Source organism: Chitinophagales bacterium (assembly GCA_041392475.1).
Lineage (GTDB): Bacteria > Bacteroidota > Bacteroidia > Chitinophagales > UBA2359 > JAUHXA01.
This window is the reverse complement of sequence record JAWKLZ010000001.1, coordinates 478,244-498,379: the sequence shown is the minus strand read 5'-3', so window position 1 is coordinate 498,379 and position 20,136 is coordinate 478,244. Positions and strand designations below refer to the sequence as shown.

The 20,136-nt window shown below is 38.5% G+C and carries 15 protein-coding genes; 10 read left to right on the top strand and 5 right to left on the bottom strand.

Going from position 1 to position 20,136, the window contains the following annotated elements; translation table 11 throughout:
- Window positions 1-270: 270 nt before the first annotated feature.
- Both R3E32_01805 and R3E32_01800 read right to left on the bottom strand, forming a co-directional pair.
- Complete coding sequence (locus R3E32_01805; protein ID MEZ4883442.1) at window positions 271-1,719, bottom strand: hypothetical protein; 1,449 nt, start codon at window positions 1,717-1,719, stop codon at window positions 271-273.
- Window positions 1,720-1,753: 34 nt separating this feature from the next.
- Window positions 1,754-2,680 carry an SEC-C metal-binding domain-containing protein gene (locus R3E32_01800; GenBank protein ID MEZ4883441.1) on the bottom strand — a complete coding sequence of 309 codons (927 nt, stop codon included), beginning with the start codon at window positions 2,678-2,680 and terminating at the stop codon, window positions 1,754-1,756.
- A gap of 367 nt (window positions 2,681-3,047) precedes the next feature.
- Here R3E32_01800 and R3E32_01795 point away from each other — a divergent pair, with 367 nt between their 5' ends.
- From R3E32_01795 to R3E32_01780, 4 genes are all read left to right on the top strand, one after another.
- Complete coding sequence (locus tag R3E32_01795; protein MEZ4883440.1) at window positions 3,048-5,408, top strand: TonB-dependent receptor; 2,361 nt, start codon at window positions 3,048-3,050, stop codon at window positions 5,406-5,408.
- Between the two features lie 76 nt (window positions 5,409-5,484).
- On the top strand, window positions 5,485-6,486 hold the full coding sequence (locus R3E32_01790; GenBank protein MEZ4883439.1) for a DUF4249 family protein: 1,002 nt from the start codon (window positions 5,485-5,487) through the stop codon (window positions 6,484-6,486).
- A 98-nt stretch (window positions 6,487-6,584) separates the two neighbouring features.
- Complete coding sequence (locus R3E32_01785) at window positions 6,585-7,583, top strand: DUF4249 domain-containing protein (protein MEZ4883438.1); 999 nt, start codon at window positions 6,585-6,587, stop codon at window positions 7,581-7,583.
- A 93-nt stretch (window positions 7,584-7,676) separates the two neighbouring features.
- Window positions 7,677-8,156, top strand: a complete 480-nt coding sequence (locus tag R3E32_01780; GenBank protein MEZ4883437.1) for a hypothetical protein — start codon at window positions 7,677-7,679, stop codon at window positions 8,154-8,156.
- A 165-nt stretch (window positions 8,157-8,321) separates the two neighbouring features.
- Here the strand turns inward: R3E32_01780 and R3E32_01775 are convergent, their stop codons facing one another.
- Window positions 8,322-8,684, bottom strand: coding sequence for a TM2 domain-containing protein (locus R3E32_01775; protein ID MEZ4883436.1), 363 nt, complete (start codon window positions 8,682-8,684; stop codon window positions 8,322-8,324).
- A 272-nt stretch (window positions 8,685-8,956) separates the two neighbouring features.
- Here R3E32_01775 and R3E32_01770 point away from each other — a divergent pair, with 272 nt between their 5' ends.
- The 4 genes from R3E32_01770 (at window position 8,957) to R3E32_01755 (ending at window position 13,198) form a co-directional block, all read left to right on the top strand.
- A complete protein-coding gene (locus R3E32_01770) occupies window positions 8,957-9,622 on the top strand; it encodes a hypothetical protein (GenBank protein MEZ4883435.1) in 666 nt (221 codons plus the stop codon).
- Window positions 9,623-9,720: 98 nt separating this feature from the next.
- Window positions 9,721-11,268: an SPFH domain-containing protein gene (locus R3E32_01765; protein MEZ4883434.1), complete on the top strand. Its 1,548-nt coding sequence runs from the start codon at window positions 9,721-9,723 to the stop codon at window positions 11,266-11,268.
- 108 nt (window positions 11,269-11,376) lie between these two features.
- The gene (locus R3E32_01760; protein ID MEZ4883433.1) at window positions 11,377-12,372 is read left to right on the top strand and encodes a TraB/GumN family protein; all 996 of its coding nucleotides are present in this window, start codon (window positions 11,377-11,379) and stop codon (window positions 12,370-12,372) included.
- A 67-nt stretch (window positions 12,373-12,439) separates the two neighbouring features.
- Window positions 12,440-13,198: a phosphatase PAP2 family protein gene (locus R3E32_01755; GenBank protein ID MEZ4883432.1), complete on the top strand. Its 759-nt coding sequence runs from the start codon at window positions 12,440-12,442 to the stop codon at window positions 13,196-13,198.
- 8 nt (window positions 13,199-13,206) lie between these two features.
- On the opposite strand, the gene R3E32_01750 is transcribed toward R3E32_01755, so the two are convergent.
- Entirely contained in the window at window positions 13,207-13,656 is a 450-nt protein-coding gene (locus R3E32_01750) for a hypothetical protein (protein MEZ4883431.1), read from the bottom strand.
- An 809-nt stretch (window positions 13,657-14,465) separates the two neighbouring features.
- Entirely contained in the window at window positions 14,466-15,368 is a 903-nt protein-coding gene (locus R3E32_01745; protein ID MEZ4883430.1) for an LD-carboxypeptidase, read from the bottom strand.
- A 197-nt stretch (window positions 15,369-15,565) separates the two neighbouring features.
- On the opposite strand from R3E32_01745, the gene R3E32_01740 reads away from it, so the two are divergent.
- Window positions 15,566-16,429 carry an ABC transporter ATP-binding protein gene (locus R3E32_01740; GenBank protein MEZ4883429.1) on the top strand — a complete coding sequence of 288 codons (864 nt, stop codon included), beginning with the start codon at window positions 15,566-15,568 and terminating at the stop codon, window positions 16,427-16,429.
- A 75-nt stretch (window positions 16,430-16,504) separates the two neighbouring features.
- Window positions 16,505-20,104, top strand: a complete 3,600-nt coding sequence (locus R3E32_01735; protein ID MEZ4883428.1) for a M1 family aminopeptidase — start codon at window positions 16,505-16,507, stop codon at window positions 20,102-20,104.
- Window positions 20,105-20,136 lie beyond the last annotated feature (32 nt).

Here is a 20,136-nt window from a genome sequence, read left to right as displayed (position 1 = left end):
TTTTGTAGTTTCATTTAAAAATATATCAGAAGGAAGAAAATCAACTTTCTATCAACAGAAAACTACAAAAGAATTACTGTCAATTTATAATAGGTAAAGTTATTTTTCAATATAAAAACGGTTGATTGACAAATATTGTGAAATGAGGCTTCGGTAGCTTATGCTTTGAAAAGCTTACAAAGTCACTTTAATTGAAAATCATTTTTTTATGAACTGCAGTTAACGAAGTCTTTATAGACTCCACAAAAATTTTCAATGAACCATAAAAACTTAAAAAACCAACTCACATTCCTCACTCTCCAAGTCTTTCTGCACCTGTTTGAACTTCGCTTCTTTCACTGTACCATCTGGATAACGAACCGTTACTTTTTCATTTCTACCGAATTTTCTGGGTAGTTTGACTTTCGTAGAAGAAGTCGCAACTTCCTCTTTATTTTCTACAATAGGAGGTTTTTTGAGAACATCCCCAACAAGCGTATTCATGATCTGCTCTATATCTTCTTTTTCCATTTCATCCTCCTCTTCATACCATTCTGGATTTAATATGGGTTTGTTAGATACCTCTTTTTTGAGTTCAAAACTATCCAAAAAGATTTGCTTTTCTTTTTCCCATACTTCTTCTTTCACACTGTCAGGTTTTGACCATTGATGGACAAAACTGTATTGCCACAAATTAAAGTTACCCCCGTTTGTAAATATTTTGGTATTCTTGTCATAGAAGGCTTTGAAGGATTGGTGCAATTTTTGGTCAATCAATTGGAGCGATAAAAGAAAATCGTATAAATAACACGCTCCCCATAGTCCAGCAAAAACATCCATTCGATAATCTACAAACATCCCTCCCTTAGTTGCCAAAAATCTATCTAAGGTATTGGTTTTGAAGCCAAAAAAGCGATTAGTTTTGTTGTGTTGCTTTTTGTTTTCTTCCATCCAATAACTAATGATTAGATTCCATATCTCGCCGCTAATCAAAAAAGAAATACCTCTTTCGTGCATATACCTATTGAAGTAAATCGCTAAGTGATTCAAAAACATTTCTCTGTCTTTCTTGAACTGCGTCTTTAGTTGATTCAAATCAGAAGTGTAGTCACATTGAAGTGCTTCATTCAAAAAAGCCAATAATGGGCCATCATTCTTGTAATCAAACTTATCCATATCCTTGCCTAGTTCGGTAAGGTCTAATACGCCTGTTTCTTGGTATTTTTCATAATATTTTTGGCTTTCTATTAGCAACAATGCTCCTGCCATTTCCATGTTTCCTCCCCATACTTTGGGAGAGTCGCTTACAATTTGGTAAATGTTTCGATTAAGTTTTTCGACCAAATCAGCATGGTTGTAGTAAATCAAAAAACGGGTAGAGCTAAACAATAAATCAATATCTTGCAAAGGATTCTCAATATATCTATCCACATAAGAAGATAACATCTTCTTATCTTTTTGGAAGCAGTAATAAGGAAGCATATCCGACATCAAATACATCTCCATCTTCTCAAACAAAGGTTTTTGGTTTTCTCTCAAAACAGCTTCCAATTCAAGTATTTTATCGTATTGTTTGGTGAGTTTATAAGGATGTTTAAGATCTATGAGGATGCCTACTAAGTCGTATTCTTCAATCACAGACTCTTCGATTTCTTCTCCCTTCAAAAAATCCATTACATCTTCATACCAGTCAAATACGGTTTTTTCTGTACCAATTATACAAAGTTCTTTAATCGTCATTTTTTATACTAATCTAACAAATAAATAAAAGTTATTATTTCCCACAACACCGTTTGTACTTCTTCCCACTTCCGCAAGGACAAGGGGCGTTTCTGCCAACTTTGGGAGTAGTTCGGAGTGACACTATTCTTCCTCTACCTTTGGGTCTTACCTCCATTATTTCGTCAACATTATGACCTTCTTCATGCAATTGATCTTTAATGAATCCCAGAACAATTGCTTGTTGTGCAGGTGAAAAATCTTTCATGATAACTTCTACATCCAATCCTTTTTCTGTTCCTTCAAAAAAAGTATCCAATGTTTTTTGAAAAAAGTCCTCATCCAAGTATTTCTCCATTTCTTCTTCACCCAACATATTCGGAAGTATATCAATCCATTGTGAATGTGGCAATTCATTCATTACCCTATCAATATCACGCCCTCTTTCTACCACCTCCTCCATCAAATAATTACTTGCTTGCATTTTATTGTTATACACCGAAATGAACTTATTCACTTCCACTGAGTCGGTGGGATCAATACCTGCTTCAATTGCGGCCATCATAAAAGTCTTTGCCATACCCCAATTATCAGGATTACTTCCTTCTTCTGCTATTTCATCTGCAATTTCCAGAACTACCTTCGCTAACTCTTTCCCGTTTTTGATATATCCTTTTTTATCTAAAAAAAGGAAGTACGCCTCCAATATATGAGGCAATTCTTCAAAAAAATCTTCATCTGAGGATATTTTTCTGGGTAAAATTTCTGTACAACAAGACATTAAACTCTCAACAGTCCACTCTTCTGGCATTTGTTTCTCATAGTCATACATATAATTAGCAAATACATCCACAGCAAAACCTGCATGGTCTTGTTGTTCTTCTGTTAATTCCTTGAAGAAAGGGTCTTCCATAAAATCATTGACCCACTTCTGTGTCCTTATTTTAACTGCTTCTCGTTTTTCTTCACTCCAATTTGTCATTGCAATGTATTATTTATTAAGCTTTCAAAAAAAACTGGTTGCAGCAAAAATAGCCCTTTCTCTTGAAAGAATAGAGTGCATTTTTCCTCAATTTGCCTTAAAAGCTGAACATATTTGGCAAAAATTGTAATGGCAGGGCTTTTTTTTTCACATTACTTTTGTCCTTGAGTATTTGGTGAATGGCAACCATAATTCTACATTAACCGTCACCTCAATAACAACTATTGCAGTGATTATTAGATTAGTGAACTGTGGATAATCTCCTAAACATCTTTTTATGAATTGGTTGTATAGAGAAAATAATTGCCACTCATCTATCTTTCACTTTACTAAACTCTAATTGAAGTCAAAAAACACTTTACAATTGATGAAAAAGAATATTTTGCTCTTATCGCTCCTACTACTTTCCTTCAATGCTTACTCCCAACAAAAATACACCATCAGTGGCTACATTGAAGATGCCGAAACGGGTGAAAAACTCATTGGAGCGAATGTATATGATGGCAAAACATTTGCAGGGACAACTACGAATAGTTATGGTTTTTACAGCATCACGCTCCCCGCTGATTCTGTTGATTTGACTATTTCGTATGTAGGTTATCAGACCTTTAGCGAAAAAATATGGCTCAATTCTAACCTGCAAAAAGACATTTCTGTAGATGCAAGTGTGGTTCTCAAAACAGTTGAAGTGATTTCCTCACAAACTGCCGAACCAATCCAAGAAAATACCCAAATGAGTTCGGTGAGTATCCCGATTAGTCAAATCAAATCTATGCCTACTTTTTTGGGTGAAGTCGACATTATCAAGGCATTGCAGTTGATGCCTGGCGTTCAGTCGGGATCGGAGGCATCGAGTGGCTTGTATGTAAGAGGTGGCGGCCCTGATCAAAATTTGATTCTTTTGGATGGCGTGCCTGTTTACAATGTGTCCCATCTTTTTGGCTTCTTTTCGGTCTTCAATCCTGATGCTATCAACAGTGTGGAATTGATAAAAGGTGGATTTCCTGCAAGGTATGGTGGGCGATTGTCTTCGGTGGTGGATATTCGGATGAAAGAGGGAAATACAAAACGTTTTGGAGGCTCGGCTTCTATTGGTTTGATTTCCTCAAAGCTTACGCTTGAAGGGCCTTTGGTGAAAGACAAATCTTCGTTTATTGTTTCGGGTAGAAGAACTTACATAGATTTATTGGCGCAACCTTTAATCAGTGCAGATACAAATGGCGATGTAAAAACGGGTTATTATTTCTATGATCTCAATGCGAAAGTGAATTACAAATTTTCGGACAAAGATCGTTTGTATTTGAGTGCTTATACGGGTGATGATGAATTTTATTACCGTGAAAAGGACAGTTTTGGAGGGGATAGTGATGAATTCAAAAGCGATTTAGGGTGGGGAAACCTCACTGCAATGCTTAGATGGAATCACGTCATTACCCCAAAATTATTCTCTAATCTTACACTGACTCATAGCCGCTATCGTCTGAATATTTCGAGTGAATATGAGGAAAATGATACCGATGGGGAAGGTTTTTACGAACTGGCTCGCTACTATTCGGGTATTCAAGATTGGGCATTGAAGTTTGATTTCGATTTTTTGCCTACCCCTAATCATTATATTCGATTTGGCTTAAATGGGACGCATCATTCTTTTGAACCTGGTGCACAGCAGTTTAAAGTACAAGAAGCGTCTGAAATTCCGCTTAATATCAACCTCAAAGATGATTTTGTGAAAGCTGTAGAGTTGGGTGCTTACATTGAGGATGATGTAAAAATCAATGACAAATTGAAGGCAAATGTGGGTTTGCATTTGTCTGGCTTTTCGGTGAAAGACCATTTTTATACGAGTCTTCAACCCCGCATTTCTGCTCGTTACCTATTGAATCCCAACCTTTCATTGAAGGCTTCTTATACTTTTATGAATCAGTATATTCACCTGCTTTCGAGTACGAGTGCATTGAATTTGCCGAGCGACTTGTGGGTTCCTGCTACGGATAAGGTGAAGCCTCAAGAATCGCATCAGGTAGCGGTGGGTTTTGCTCAGACCTTGAAGGATGATTTTGAAGTGAGTATTGAAGGCTACTACAAAAACATGGACAATTTGATTTCTTACAAAGATGGGGCAAGTTATTTGGATGGCACGAAGGATTGGCAGTCCAAAATTGAAGCGGGTAAGGGAGAGGCGTATGGCTTGGAGTTTTTGGTGCAGAAGAAAGTGGGTAAAACAACGGGTTGGATTGGTTATACTTTGTCTTGGAGCAACCGTCAATTTCAGGAAATCAATTTTGGGGAGAAATTTCCCTATCGCTATGACCGCCGTCACGATATTGCGATTACCATGATTCATCGCATCAGTCCAAAAGTGGAATTTTCTGCTAATTGGGTGTATGGCACTGGTAATGCTACGACCTTGGCTGTTGCTCGATATCCTCGTGCGACTTTGCCTTCGGTTTATGGGGCAGGAAATTTAGGCTATGGAGATATTCAATATTACGGTAGCCGCAATGATTTTCGAATGCCAAGTTACCACCGTATGGACGTAAATTTTAGTTTCATTAAAGAAAAAAAGGTAGGTGAACGCCGTTGGAATGTGGGTCTGTACAATGCTTATAACCGTAAGAATCCATTTTTTATGTACCAAGATTACGATTATCAAACGAATGAAAAGGTATTTAAACAGGTGAGTATTTTTCCTGTATTACCTTCAATATCTTGGAATCGTAGTTTTTAATCACAGATTTTCAGATGAAACAAATTACGCTGATAAATATACGGAACATAAATTAACACCTCAATACAAAAAACACATGAACACTACAAAACAATATATTTCTATTTTACTTTTAGCGACTTGCAGTTTAATTTTGGCAAGTTGCGATGAAGACAGTTTTAGCACAGTCGTTGAAGTTGACTTGAGCGAATACGGTAATCAGTTGGTGGTACTTGCACCTTTTCAACCTGATTTTCCAAGTGCTGACTTAAATCATTTTCAATTGAAGTTGGTAAAAAGCAATGATATACTCAATGAAAATTCTGATTTTCAGCCAATTACCAACGCTACAGTAGATATTTATGAAGAAGGTGAACTGTTTGTTACTTTGTTTCATAGTGAGAATGGAAACTACGGCTCACCTATTGGTAAAGGTCCCAAAGTAGGCAAAGATTACCGAATAGAAATCAATAGCACTGATTTTGGGAAAACTACTGCTGAAAGTCAAGTTCCCAACAAACCTCAAATTCTTCAAGCTTATATTAGCGATGAAAACTACTACGACGCTTCGGAAGAAGCGGAAAAAATAGAGGTTACTTTTGAGATAAAAGACGAGTTGGATGTTGCCAATTATTACTACTTGACGGTCAATTCTATAATAGATGATGGTATAATTGAGCCTTCTTATTGGAATGTGTGCTTTAGTACAAGTGACCCCGCTTTTGATGAAGATGAATACAATGATGATTTTTTTGAAGTAGAGGAAACACCTACCAATTACTATTGTGATGGCTTCGCTACTTTTCGGGATTTGATTTTTGAAGGTGAAACTAAAATCGTTAAAATTTATGTCGACAAGTACTATGTATATGACTACACCTTTGACCCCGAAACTGGTGAATCACAAGAATTTCGCAGAGATATTCAAGTTGTTTTTGGGGCTATGAGCCGTGATATTTACAACTACAAACGCTCCGCCAGAACACAGTCTTGGAATGAGGATAATCCTTTTGCAGAACCTATTCGGGTGTATAGCAATATTGAAGGAGGTATTGGGATTTTTGGTGGGTTTGTGGAAACGTCGGTGATTTTGGAGTGATTGAACATGGAGGCACAGGAGTCTTTTCTGCACTCAGCTTGGAGTTTAAACGCTGAGATGGATAGAATTAATTATTACCAAACTTAACAACTCAAACAATGAAAAACCACCTTACCCTTGTTTTTCTATTGATTTTTGCCTCAATATTAGTTAGTTGTGAAGAAGAAGATTTCAGTACGACGGTAGAAGTAGATTTGAGTGAGTACGGCAATCAATTGGTGGTATTGGCTCCCTTCAAAACGGACGTTACCTTAGATGTTGATACACTGTGGTACAATCATTTTTATCTGGTTTTGACAAAAAGTAATGATATTTTGAATGAAGACCAATACTTTGAACGCATCGAAGATGCCGTTGTCGATCTTTTTGAAGAAGGAGAATACAATTTGACTTTGAATCATTGGGAGAGGGGTATTTACATTTCTAATGCGAATACAGGCATTGAAGCAGGTAAAAACTATCATATTGAAATTCATTCTCCAGAATACGGCAAAGTGACTGCAAAAAGTTATATCCCTAAACGTGTGAAGGTTTTGAAGGCATTGATGAGTAATAGCAACTACTACGATGCTTTAGAAGATGTTGAAAAAGTGGAATTTACAATAGAAATAGAGGATGAAGCGAATGTTGAAAATTTCTATTATTTGAATGCGAATATCATTGTAAAACTGGATTCTTCTGATTACGATATCCAGACAGACCTCACTTTCAATGATCCTATTTTTGATAAAGATGATTTTAATTCGGATTTTTTAGAAATCGAAGAATTCTTGAATCCTCAATTTGACTGGTCCGTTACTTTTCGAGATGAGCTTTTTGAAGGTCAAAGAAAAAGCCTTAAAATTTATCTGAAAAAGAGTGATTTGGAAGGCTCTGTTTATGACCCCGATACAGGGTTTTTTGTAGAAGCTGAGAGAGAGATTTATTTTATCATCGGTGCAATGAGTCGTGACCTCTATCTCTACAAACGCTCTGCACTTTCACAGTCCCGAATTGCAGAAAATCCTTTTGCAGAAGCTATTCGAGTATATAGCAATATTGAAGGAGGTGTTGGGATTTTTGCAGGTTTTGTAGAAGATACGGTTTGGCTGAAGTGATAAAAACCCTATTCAGTAGTGACTATTGGGTTCTAAACTCGTCTTGAATTCGACAACTATTTTATTTATAACCTAAAATTATCCTACAATTAGATGGCTAATCGCAACTTTTTTGATGTTATCAAAAACACAATTGAAGATATTCAAAAAACCAACAAGGAAAATCCAAAAGAAGAAACAGCTGAACCGACTGTTTTTGACTTGATTAAAGAAAAAATCAAGCAGGTAGAACAAAAGGGAAATGCCAAACGTGCGGAAGCGGGAAAAAAACCTGGTAGTATTTTGGACTTGATCAAAGAAAAAATTGAAGAGGCTCGAAACGAAAATCAAAGTAATCCCGACCAAAAAACTGCACCTCCTTCTATTTTTGACAAACTGCAAAAAAGGGTGGAGTTGAAGGAAAAACGCCGCACCAGTGCTTTGTTGAAAACTGTTATTGATGATTATGGATTGGATGTAAGCAATTTACCTCAAAGTTCTATTACCCAAATCCAGACACAGTACCAAGCAGATATTAAAAAGGTCAATGAACATTATGCCAATATGCTCAATGAATTGGTGAATAAAGTTTAGACGTATGTAGAAAGACGTAAGACAAAAGATATAGGTAGAAGGATTTAAGATATAAATGTGTTGATTGTGAACAAATTGTATTTTTAATGCAATTTCACTTTTCTACTTAAATTGTTCGATGTCAATAATTTAAAACCTTTTGTCTTACATCTTTTGTCTTTCTACTTAAATCTCAGCTCGCATATATTTCACATCCTGAGCTACTTCAAAGGCAACTTTTTCGTTGTAATCCAAGGTCATTTCTTTGTGTTTCAGTATATCATAAATAACTCCCACTCCTAAAAATCCCCAAGTCAAAACATAAGCAATTCCCATCCCAATCTGCCCCAATAAAAAACGTTGCACACCTGCAATGCCTATAAAAGCCAACAAATTCATGACCAATATAAATCGAGGGCTGTATCGCTGAGATTTATAACGTTCTGAGAAAAGCTCCATTTCTTCTTGGTCAAATCCTCTCACCAATTGTTCTACATAACCCAATTCTATTGTCTTGATACTCGGAAATTGTTTCATCAATGATTTCATCTATTCTTTTATTTTTGAAGGTTTTGTAAAGTGTATATACCCACCCAACTGCAAAAAAAAAGAAAACGTTCCTACACTGAGGCATCTTAAATAATTTTAACACTCCGCACCATTCTAACTAATGCCAGCAAGTCATTTTGAGTTGTCAAAATAGATTTCGCAATATGGCCAAAAAATCGTATCTTACTAAATAAATATTAAGGAACTAAAACACCTACTTTTTTTGTTGTCAATACAAAGAACAACTACACAACATTAATAATAACCCAATTATGCAAGATTTCAATTTATGGTGGGATGCAATTCCTCTCCTTCAAAAAACCTTCTGGTTGATAGCCATACCTTTTACCATCATTTTTTTGGTTCAAACTATACTTACCTTAATAGGTTTAGATGCTGACCATGATTTAGATATGGATACAGATTTAGACATGGATACAGATGTGGATGTTCATACCGACATTGAGCATATAGACCATGTTGAAGCAGCAGATGCTACTCTTGGAAGTATAAGACTCTTCACTGTCCGAAATTTCATCACCTTTTTCACCATTTTTAGTTGGTCTGGAATAGTATTCAGTCGAATGGGAATGGGTGCAGTTGCCGTATTGGGTTTGGCAGCTATTTTGGGTTTCTTTGTCATGCTAATCGTTGCTTTTATGTTTTTGGGAATGAGCAGAATGGAGCAAAGTGGCACTATGAACATCAAAAACACAGTGAGTCAAATTGCAAAAGTATATATCCCTATTCCTGCTGACAAAAAAGGCAAAGGTCAAATCCAATTGGCTGTACAAGGACGCATTGAAGAATTTAATGCTGTAACAGAAGATGACAATACCCTTCCGACAGGTTCAAAAGTGCTGGTATTAGAGGTGTTAGGAGGACAATTGGTTCTGGTAACAGCCTTCAATGAGCAAGTCACCGATACTTTATACTGATCAAACTTCAATATCAATATACAAACTTAGGTTCAAATATTGATTTATAAATAATTAGAAAAAATAATTAAATTATATAATTCTTAAAAATCAATAAAATGGGAGAACTTCCAATCTTAATGGCAGCTATAGCAGGACTTGTGGTAATCACTTTTTTGGCACTCGTCAAACGCTACAAACGCTGTCCTTCCGACAAAATCTTGGTCGTATATGGTAAAGTAGGCAGTAATTCTGATGGACTTACCAACTCTGCAAGGTGTATTCACGGTGGAGCAGCATTTGTTTTACCCATCTTTCAAGACTACCAATACCTCGACCTTGTACCGATGTCTATTGACGTGAATTTGACCAACGCTTTGAGTCGGCAAAACATTCGTGTGGACGTGCCTTCTCGGTTTACGATAGGTATTTCGACCAATCCAGTAGTGATGACCAATGCAGCAGAACGTTTGTTAGGATTGAAGTCGGCACACATTCAGGAATTGGCACGTGACATCATTGTAGGTCAATTACGTTTGGTCGTTGCAACGATGGACATTGAAGAAATCAACTCAGATCGTGACAAATTCTTGACCAACATCGCTTCAAATGTGGAGTCTGAATTGCAAAAAATTGGTTTGAAACTCATCAATGTGAACATTACTGACATCCGTGACGAATCAGGTTATATCGAAGCTCTTGGTAAAGAAGCAGCTGCAAAAGCGGTGAACGATGCCCGAAAATCAGTGGCTGAACGTGAAAGAGATGGTTCGATTGGTGAAGCAGAGGCTTTGCGTGAACGACGTATTGGTGTAGCAGAAGCCAATGCTACGGCAAAGGCTGGGGAAGCGGAAGCCCTCAAAGGGGAAAGAATTCAAGTTTCGGCTGCCAACGCCAATGCGGTCGATGGTGAGAACTTGGCAAGAATTCAGGTGGCAGAGTCCAATGCCCGACGATTGGAGAAAGAGGCTGAGGCAAATCGCATTGCTTTGGCTGCTGAAAACGTACAAAAAGCGAAAGCTTTGGAGGAATCTTACCTAGCCGAAAAGCAAGCGGAAGAAGCAAGGGCCCAAAAGGAAAAGGCTACACAAATGGCAGACGTGATGGTGGCTGCGGAAGTAGGAAAATTGAAGGTAGAAATTGACGCTGAAGCACAAGCAGAGCAAACCCGCCGAGTGGCAAAAGGGGAAGCGGATGCGATTTTCTTCAAAATGCAAGCTGAAGCAAGGGGTAATCTTGAACTCTTGAACAAACAAGCGGAAGGTTTCCAAAACCTGATCAATGCAGCTGGCGGCGATGCTCGTGAGGCGGTATTGATGTTGATTGCCGACAAATTGCCTGAATTGGTGAGAACACAAGTTGATGCTATCAAGAATCTTAAAATTGACAAAGTAACCGTTTGGGACAATGGCGGAAACGGCAATGGAAGCGGCTCTGGCACTTCTACGGCAAATTTCTTGTCGGGTATGTACAAATCTGTTCCTCCATTAGAAGAACTCTTCAAAATGGCAGGCATGGAACTACCCAACTATCTCGGCAAAACGGCTACAAATGGCAATGGAAAAGACCACAGCAACGGCAAAACCATTGCAACGAATGGCAAACACGATGCCAACGGTGAATCGGAGGCGATTGTAATTGAAGATTTGAATGGCAAAGGAGAATAAGTATTCCTCTAATAACTTCAATTAGCAAAAAATTTAAAACAAGCATTTGGCAATCAGGTGCTTGTTTTTTTGTTAACTTTATGATTCAAAAAACAAAAAATAGCAAACATGAAATGTTCTAAGCTGCTGCTAATCCAACATTTATTACTGATATGTGTACTTTGTTTTTTCTTCAATACCATTGCAGCCCAAAACTCGCTGCTGTGGAAAATTGAAGGGAATAACTTAGAAACTACTTCTTATCTTTACGGCACGATGCACTCTCAAGACAAGCGTGTGCACGATTTGGGCCGATTGGCAGTGCCTTATATTGAAGCATCTGATGCGGTGGCATTGGAGTTGATTATTGACTCAACGGACCTTTTTCGGATGATGACAAGCATGTTTGGAGGTATGATGATGAAAGACACAACCTTGCAAGATTTATATGAAAGAGAAGATTATCAAGTAGTCAAAAAATTCATTGCCGATAAAATGGGAATGTTTGCATTTTTATTGAAGGTGGACAAAATGAAACCACTTTTCATCTCTTTGTTTGCAGAAGAAATAGCTACTTTGGAGAGTCCAAATGGGCATGAAATGGATATGGCACTCGACCAATTTTTTCAAGCTGTGGGTGCTGAAAAACACAAAAAACTCATCGGCGTAGAAACTTTTGAAGAACAAATGGGGGCATTCAATCGGATTCCTTTGCAAGAACAGGCGGTGATGTTGTTGGACATGGCACAATTGGAACAACTCGGAACAGGTGAAGCTGTACAAGATACTTCTGTACAAACCTTGATGTACTATTATTTAGCGCAAGATTTGGAGGGTTTGATGGAATGGTATGACCGTGAACAGAACTATTCCGATTCCAGTTTTGATGCCGTTATCTTGCTGGAGCGCAACTATCGAATGGCCGATAGAATGGATAAAATCGTACAATCACAGGCTACCTTTATCGCAGTTGGTGCATTGCATTTGCCTGGCGAAGATGGTCTTATTCAACTGCTTACCAACAAAGGGTATGAACTTTCACCTGTGGTAATGATCACACAAGGCGTTGAAGGAATGAGCAAAATGACACAGACTAAAGAACTGGAAATGCAGAAAAAAGAGTGAACATTTCCTATTAATCTACGTTTGAATTTGTAGTTTTATGTGTTTAAGAATTGTTAAATTAGTCTTCATGCAAAAATCAATCGTACTTCTCTGTTTATTATATATATGTGTTTGTTTCAACAATGATTTAAAAGCACAGGAACAGCAGTATTCGTATAAAAAGTCATTTCAGTTAGACATACCTATTAGTGTTGGAAGTGGCCTGTTATGGATGTACAGCAATCGCCTACACAATAAAAAAGAAGTATTTACCGAAGAACAATTAGAATTGTTAGACATAGAAGGCATCTCAAAATTTGACAGGGTTTCCTGCGGCAATTGGTCTTTGGCGGCACATCAAGTCAGCAATGCTTTTCTATTTACCTCACCTATACTTCCTTTCACCTTATTGCTCAACAAAAATATCAGAAACTCCAGCAATAGTTTTGCAACAATTGGCCTATTTACCTTCGAAACCCTCGCACTCAACAATGCTTTGACGGGACTAACAAAAGAAATCTTCAAAAGAAGACGGCCTTTATTGTACAATCCCTCTTGTCCCATAGACATGAAACTAAGTAGAAATGCCACTTCTTCTTTCATTTCAGGACATACCTCCAATGTAGCGGCCATGACTTTTATGACTGCCCAAATATATACCGACCTCAATCCAGATTCCAAAGGCGCGCCTTTTGTTTGGGGAACGGCTGCCATCATTCCCGCTATTACCGCCTATTTGAGGGTGAGAGCAGGCCGACACTTTCCAACCGATGTGATGGTCGGATACATAGTAGGTGCAGCAGTAGGAATTTTAGTACCAAGACTGCATAGAGTAACGGTTGAGTAATTCGCTATTTACTTGTGCCACCTTGCCCAGTAGCCTCTACAATCAAAATGTATCATCTGCTGGCTTAAAAAATTGGTTTCTTTCTTGTAAGTGCCAATACCTCCTTCGTTTTTGACAATCTGTTCGTCCAATATTTTGAAGACAATATCCACATCCTTCGCATTGGATTTTCCATCTTTATTGACATCCAAAACCACAATATCAATGGCCTCACCACTCAAATGTTTGCTATTTTTAGCCGCATTGCCATATTTATTTAAGAAACCATTGTCCCAAAAATAACGTTTGCCACTCAAAACCAAAAAGTCTGGAGCGAAGCCCTTTTCCTTTAATTCTTTCTTCAACTGTTTGTAGTATAGTTTGGATTCCTTCGCTACACCTATCAGCATAAAAGCATGTAGCCAGTACAAACAGAACAATAAAAAAATCAACAAAAAAAGTGAACGTAGTAATTTCATAACATCAGAGGGCAGTTATTCAAAAGATTAAGGTTCTTTGACAAAATCTGTGATTTGAGTCTTCGGAAGTTTGCCGCTTACAAAATCAAAAAACTATTTCACTAAAAATTAACCTCTTATAAAATGAAACTTCCGAAGTCTTTATTGCTTCCACAAAAATTGTCACAGAACCAAGATTAATAAAAAAATTGCTTCTTCAAGTAAAAACAATCAACTGATAATCATCATGATAAGGCAATTAAAAGATTTTCACATTCTATTTTCTCCATCTTTTTCAAAAAAAAATCCTTCCTCATTAAACTTTAATCTTTCATTTGCATCCAATATACTGAAACCAACGCAATAAAACTACTGCCATAGTAAAAAAATAAAACGCTCTTAAAACCCGATGAAAATCACCACACTAAAAATCAAAGCTATTAAAAACCTAAATTGTAAGAAAACCTAAAGCCAGTGAAAAGCATCATTAAAACCTCAAAAACCATTAAAACCAAACTGTTCTGAAGTAAGAAATCGCCAACATTAAACCTCAAAACCATTAAAACCAAACTATTTTGAAATAAGAAATCGCCAATATTAAACCTCAAAACCATTAAAACCAAACTGTTCTGAAGTAAGAAATCGCCAATATTAAACCTCAAAACCATTAAAACCAAACTGTTCTGAAGTAAGAAATCGCCAATATTAAACCTCAAAACCGGCCTTAATTCCTTGAAAACCATATAAGGAAAATCACTTCCTTATATATGCAAAGCACGCATTGTTTAACCCACAATGAACGTGCTTTTTGCATTTTAGACATCATCTATCTATTCGCTTAAAAAATCCAACTTGCATAACTCTCCCACCTCCAATCTTACCTTCTGTCCCATCACCAAAGCTCGATTGTCTTCCAAATGCCCCGCAGGAAAACCAAAAGCCACAGGATAATCATATTCTGCAATGTGGTCTCGAATAATATCCAAAGCCGTTTTACCAAAAGGTGTTGTATTGTCACTCATTTCGGTCATCCCTCCAATCACCAACCCCACCAAATCCTTCAATTTTCCACACCGCTTCAAATTCACCATCATGCGGTCAATATGGTACAAATATTCATCTAAGTCCTCCAAAAACAGCAGCTTACCCGACGTATCTATATCAGAAGGACTTCCGAGCAAACTATATAAAATAGACAAATTGCCGCCAACCAACTGCCCCTCTCCCACTCCATCTCGGTTTTTTGGATGTGCTTCAAATTCATACTTCAAGGTTTCCCCAAACAATACTTTCCGCAAACTTTCCAAAGCCTCCACACTATTCGTAGGAAAACTAATCGGCATCGTAGCATGAACCGTAGTCGTATCGTAGTTTGTATGAATATGACTGTGCAAAACCGTCACATCACTATACCCCACGATCCATTTAGGGTTTGCTTCAAAACCAGTAAAATCAATTTGATCAACTATCCGAACCGTACCATAACCACCTCTTGCACAAATAATTGCTTTAATATCATTGTTCTTCAATTGCACTTCAAAATCCTTTGCCCTTTCTGCATCACTCCCCGCAAATTGATGCAACTGCAAACCAATCGTACTTCCCAAGATAGGCTGCAATCCCCAACCTATAAACACAGGTAAAACTGCTTTCAAATCTTCTTCTGCAAAACTTCGAGCCGTACAGACAATGGCTATTTTATCGCCTTGTTGAAGGAAATGGGGTATTCTCATAGGTTAAAAACATTTAATTTTCCCAAATTTGCATCCAAAATTAGCAGCTTTCATAAAGTTATTCTCCCTTTATTTATTTTTATTTGTAACTTTCATGCCTTTGAAAACTACTAACCCAAGAAAGAAACCATAACCAATATGAAAATTGTATCCATTCAATTTTCATTTCTATACCCAATTTTTATTATCAATATCCTATGCAGTTAAAAATTCGCAACCTCTCCAAGACCTACGCTAATGGAGTACAAGCCCTCGACAATGTTTCCCTTGACATAGAAAAAGGAATGTTTGGATTACTCGGTCCAAACGGGGCAGGAAAATCCACATTGATGCGTACCATTGCTACCCTTCAAGAACCTGATAGTGGCTCGATTCAATTGGGTGACATTGACGTATTGCAGCAAAAACACGAACTCCGCAAAACCTTGGGATATTTACCCCAAGAATTTGGCGTATATCCTCGTGTCAATCCTGTGGAACTTCTTACCCACATGGCAATCCTCAAAGGCATTACCAACAAATCCGAACGCACCAACCTCATTGAAGCTCTGCTCAACCGCACCAATCTCTGGAATCACCGCAAAAAAGCCATCAGCAGTTTTTCGGGCGGAATGAAACAGCGTTTCGGCATTGCACAAGCTTTGCTCGGCAATCCTCAGTTGATTATTGTGGACGAACCAACAGCAGGTTTAGACCCTGGCGAGCGTAACCGTTTTTACAATCTCCTATCCGAAATTGGCGAAAATGTGGTGGTGATTCTGTCCACACATATTGTGGAAGACGTGAAAGAACTCTGTGAGAGAATGGCGATCATCAATCAAGGTAAACTATTGTTTGTAGGCTCTCCAACAAATGCTATCAACGATTTAACGGGAAAAATTTGGGAGAAACGCATTGAAAAATCTCAAATGGAGGATCATTACAATACCTACAAAGTCATTTCTTCAACACTAATGGCGGGTAAACCCATGATTCACATTTACAGTGAAACAAATCCTGGAGATGGTTTTCAAGCAGTTGAGGCGGACTTGGAGGATGTATTTTTCTCGTATGTTCTTTAAGATTGTGTTGAACTATTAATTGAAACCCCCTAACACACCAACACTTTAACACCCAAAACATAAACACAAAACATTATGTTTCGAGAATTTTTCACCTTCGAACTTCGCCACCGCTTCAAACAGCCGATGGTCTATATATTCCTCATCATCACCGCATTGCTCTATTTTTTAGGAGTCACCGTAGAAAATGCAACTATTGGAGTCAGCGTGCGAAACATCCATGTCAATTCACCTTATGCCATCATAGCATGGTCTGCATTTTACGCCTTCATCGGATTGATGTTCACCACCGCTTTCGCCAATACCAGTGCGCTGCGTGATTTTAGCTACAAATACGATGGCATACTGTTTTCTACACCATTGAAGAAATGGGGCTTTTTCATGGGGCGATTCTGGGGCGCGTGTTTGGTAGCCATCATTCCTGCTTTGGGCATTTTTGTAGCCGTCCTATTGGGCAGTCAGATGCCGTGGATTGCAGAAAATAAGTTGGGGGGATTTTACCCAATGGCTTATTGGGAATCATTAATTTATTTTATCATTCCCAATGTATTTTTTGCCTCCGCTATCATTTTCTCCATTGCCATCTTGACCCGAAGCACGATTATGTCTTTCATTGGAGCCATTGCCATGATTGTAGGATATGGCGTAGCTATTAGCTATGTCAGTGATTTAGAAAGTGAACTATTGGGCATTATGCTCGACCCTTTTGGCATCAATTCCTTACAAGTATTGACCAAATACTGGACTATTGGTGATAAAAACACCATAACGATGGGCATCAATCCATTGCTGATAGCCAATCGCTTGTTGTGGTTTATAGTAGGATTGTTGATATTGGGCGCATCCTATTTCCGTTTCTCTTTTACCGCCCGAAAAAGCAAACGCAAATCCAAAGAATCTGCTGTAAGTGCGGTGATGAAACCCGCCTTTGCAGTTTTAACACCTTTGCCCAAAGTGCACATTACGGACAATGCCAAAACCCGTTGGCTGCAATTGTGGACACAAATCAAATTGGATTTTATAGGCATTTTGAAAAGCACTGCTTTCATTGTCATCATGGTTTTTGGGTTGTTCAATATGGGAACGGCATTGACCCATGCCAACGAGGCGTATGGTTTGACGGCGCATCCTGTTACCTACAGTGTGATGGAGTTGATTCAAGGTACATTGTACTTGTTCGTCTTGATAATCATGGTGTTTTATAGTGGCGTATTGGTTTGGAAAGAGCGAGATGCCAAAATGGACGGCATTTACAACGCCTTGCCCTACCCTACTTGGCTCCCATTTGTGGCCAAATACATTGCAGTCATCGCCATTGTTGCAGTCATTCAATTGATTGCAGTTTTTACAGGCATGGCAGCGCAGGCGATGTTTGGCTACTTCAATTTTGAAATAGGCGTATTTTTCAAGCAGTTTTTCTTGATTGATTGGGTGGGTTTTGCATTAGCAGCCGCTTTGTCTATGTTGATTCACGCTTTGGTGAACAACAAATATTTGGCTTATTTCGTGTTTTTAGTCGTCTTTTTCCTCAATGGTTTGATTTGGGTTCCTTTGGATGTTCAGAGCAATATGGTCAGTTTTGCAGCTACTCCAAATCCTGTTTATTCTGATATGAACAAATTTGGTCCCTACACAGAGGGTTTGGTGTGGTTCAGCATTTACTGGATTTTCTTTGCAGCCTTATTGGGCATTGCAGTGATTCTGTTTTGGGTCAGAGAATCAGGCGCAAGTTTCAAACAACGAATGGGTATTGCCAAAAGACGTTTTGCAGGGAATTACAAAATAATTACCGCAGTTTTTGCTCTTTTGTGGTTGGTGACAGGTGGGTTTGTATATTACAACACGCAGGTTTTGAACACCTACGCTACACCCGATACCATTGAAGAAAGAAGCGTTGAGTATGAACAAAAATACAAGCAATACGAAAATCTTGCTCAACCCCGCATCACCGATATCAGTTACAATATTGAAGTTTTTCCTTATGAAAGAGATGTGAAAATTGAAGCGAAAGTTTGGGTCAAAAACAAGTCCACCGAACCCATTGCAGCGATTCACTTCAATATGCCTCAAAACTTCAAAGCCAAAGTTGACCTTCCCAATTCAACCATTGAAGCAAAAGATACGGTTTTGAATTATTGGATTTACAATTTGAAAACACCTTTGCAGGCAGGTGACAGCCTTCAATATGTGGTACATTCTGATTATATCACCAAGGGTTTTGAAAATGATGTGAGTTTTACGCAAGTAGTTCAAAATGGTACTTTCTTCAACAACATGGATTTTATGCCTTCAATGGGTTATCAGGAAGGCTATGAACTCTCCGACAAAAAAGACCGAAAAGAACACAATCTTCCTGCAAAACCTACAAGGATGCCCGAATTGGAACACAATTGTTCGCAACACTGCATGAACACCTACCTCTCCAATGATTCGGATTGGGTGACAGTGGATTGTACGATTAGCACGGCAACCGACCAAATTGCAATTGCACCTGGTTCGCTGCAAAAAGAGTGGACGGAAGGCGACCGCCGTTATTTTCACTACACGCTTGACCATCCTTCCTTGAATTTTTACTCCTTTATTTCAGCACGTTATGAAGTAGCGAGAGATAAATGGAAGGACGTAGATGTGGAAGTATATTACCACAAAGGACATGAGTACAATGTGGACAAAATGCTCAATTCTATCAAAAAATCATTGGATTACAACTCCACCAATTTTAGCCCTTACCGCCACAAACAGGCCAGAATCATTGAGTTTCCAAGATACCAATCGTTTGCACAGGCATTCCCTGGCACGATGCCTTATTCCGAAAGCATTGGATTTATTGCAGACATTGACGAGGAGGAAGAGGATATTGACATGGTGTTTTATGTGGTGGCGCACGAAATGGCGCATCAATGGTGGGCGCATCAGGTAATCGGAGCAAACATGCAAGGTGGTACCGTTTTGTCCGAAACTTTTGCTCAATATTCGGCTTTGATGACGATGGAAAAAGAGTATGGTCGTGACCGAATGAACAAGTTTTTGAAGTACGAAATGGACAGGTATTTGCGGGGTCGAGGTGGTGAAAGCGATAAAGAAATGCCTTTGATGCGTGTTGAAAATCAACCGTATATTCACTACCGAAAAGGCAGTGTCATTATGTATGCACTTCGAGAGTTCATTGGAGAAGAAGCCTTGAATGGTGCATTGAAAACACTGGTGGATTCTACTGCTTATCGTGAACCGCCTTATCCCACTACACTGACATTGATGGGTTTGTTGGAAGAAGCTACGCCTGATTCCCTTCAATATTTGCTGACGGATATGTTTGAAGAAATTACCTTGTACAGCAATCGAACCTTGGAGGCAAGCTACAAAGAACTTGATGGCGGCAGGTACGAAGTGACCTTCAAAACGGAATCTCAAAAGTTCAAAGCGGATTCTGTGGGCTTGGAAACGCCTGTCGAAAGGCTGAACGATTGGGTGGATATTGGCGTATTTGGTGAAGCTCCAAAAGGCAAAAAAGAAGGCGAATTGATTTACAAACAACGTGTTCGCATCAATAAAGCCGAAAATACGTTTACGGTGATAGTACCTGAAAAACCTTCAAAGGCGGGGATTGATCCAAACCACATTTTGATTGACCGAGTTCCTGATGACAATGTGAAGAAGGTAAGCGAAGGGGGGTAGAACGGAAATTTTAAGCCGCCGCCGCTTCAAAA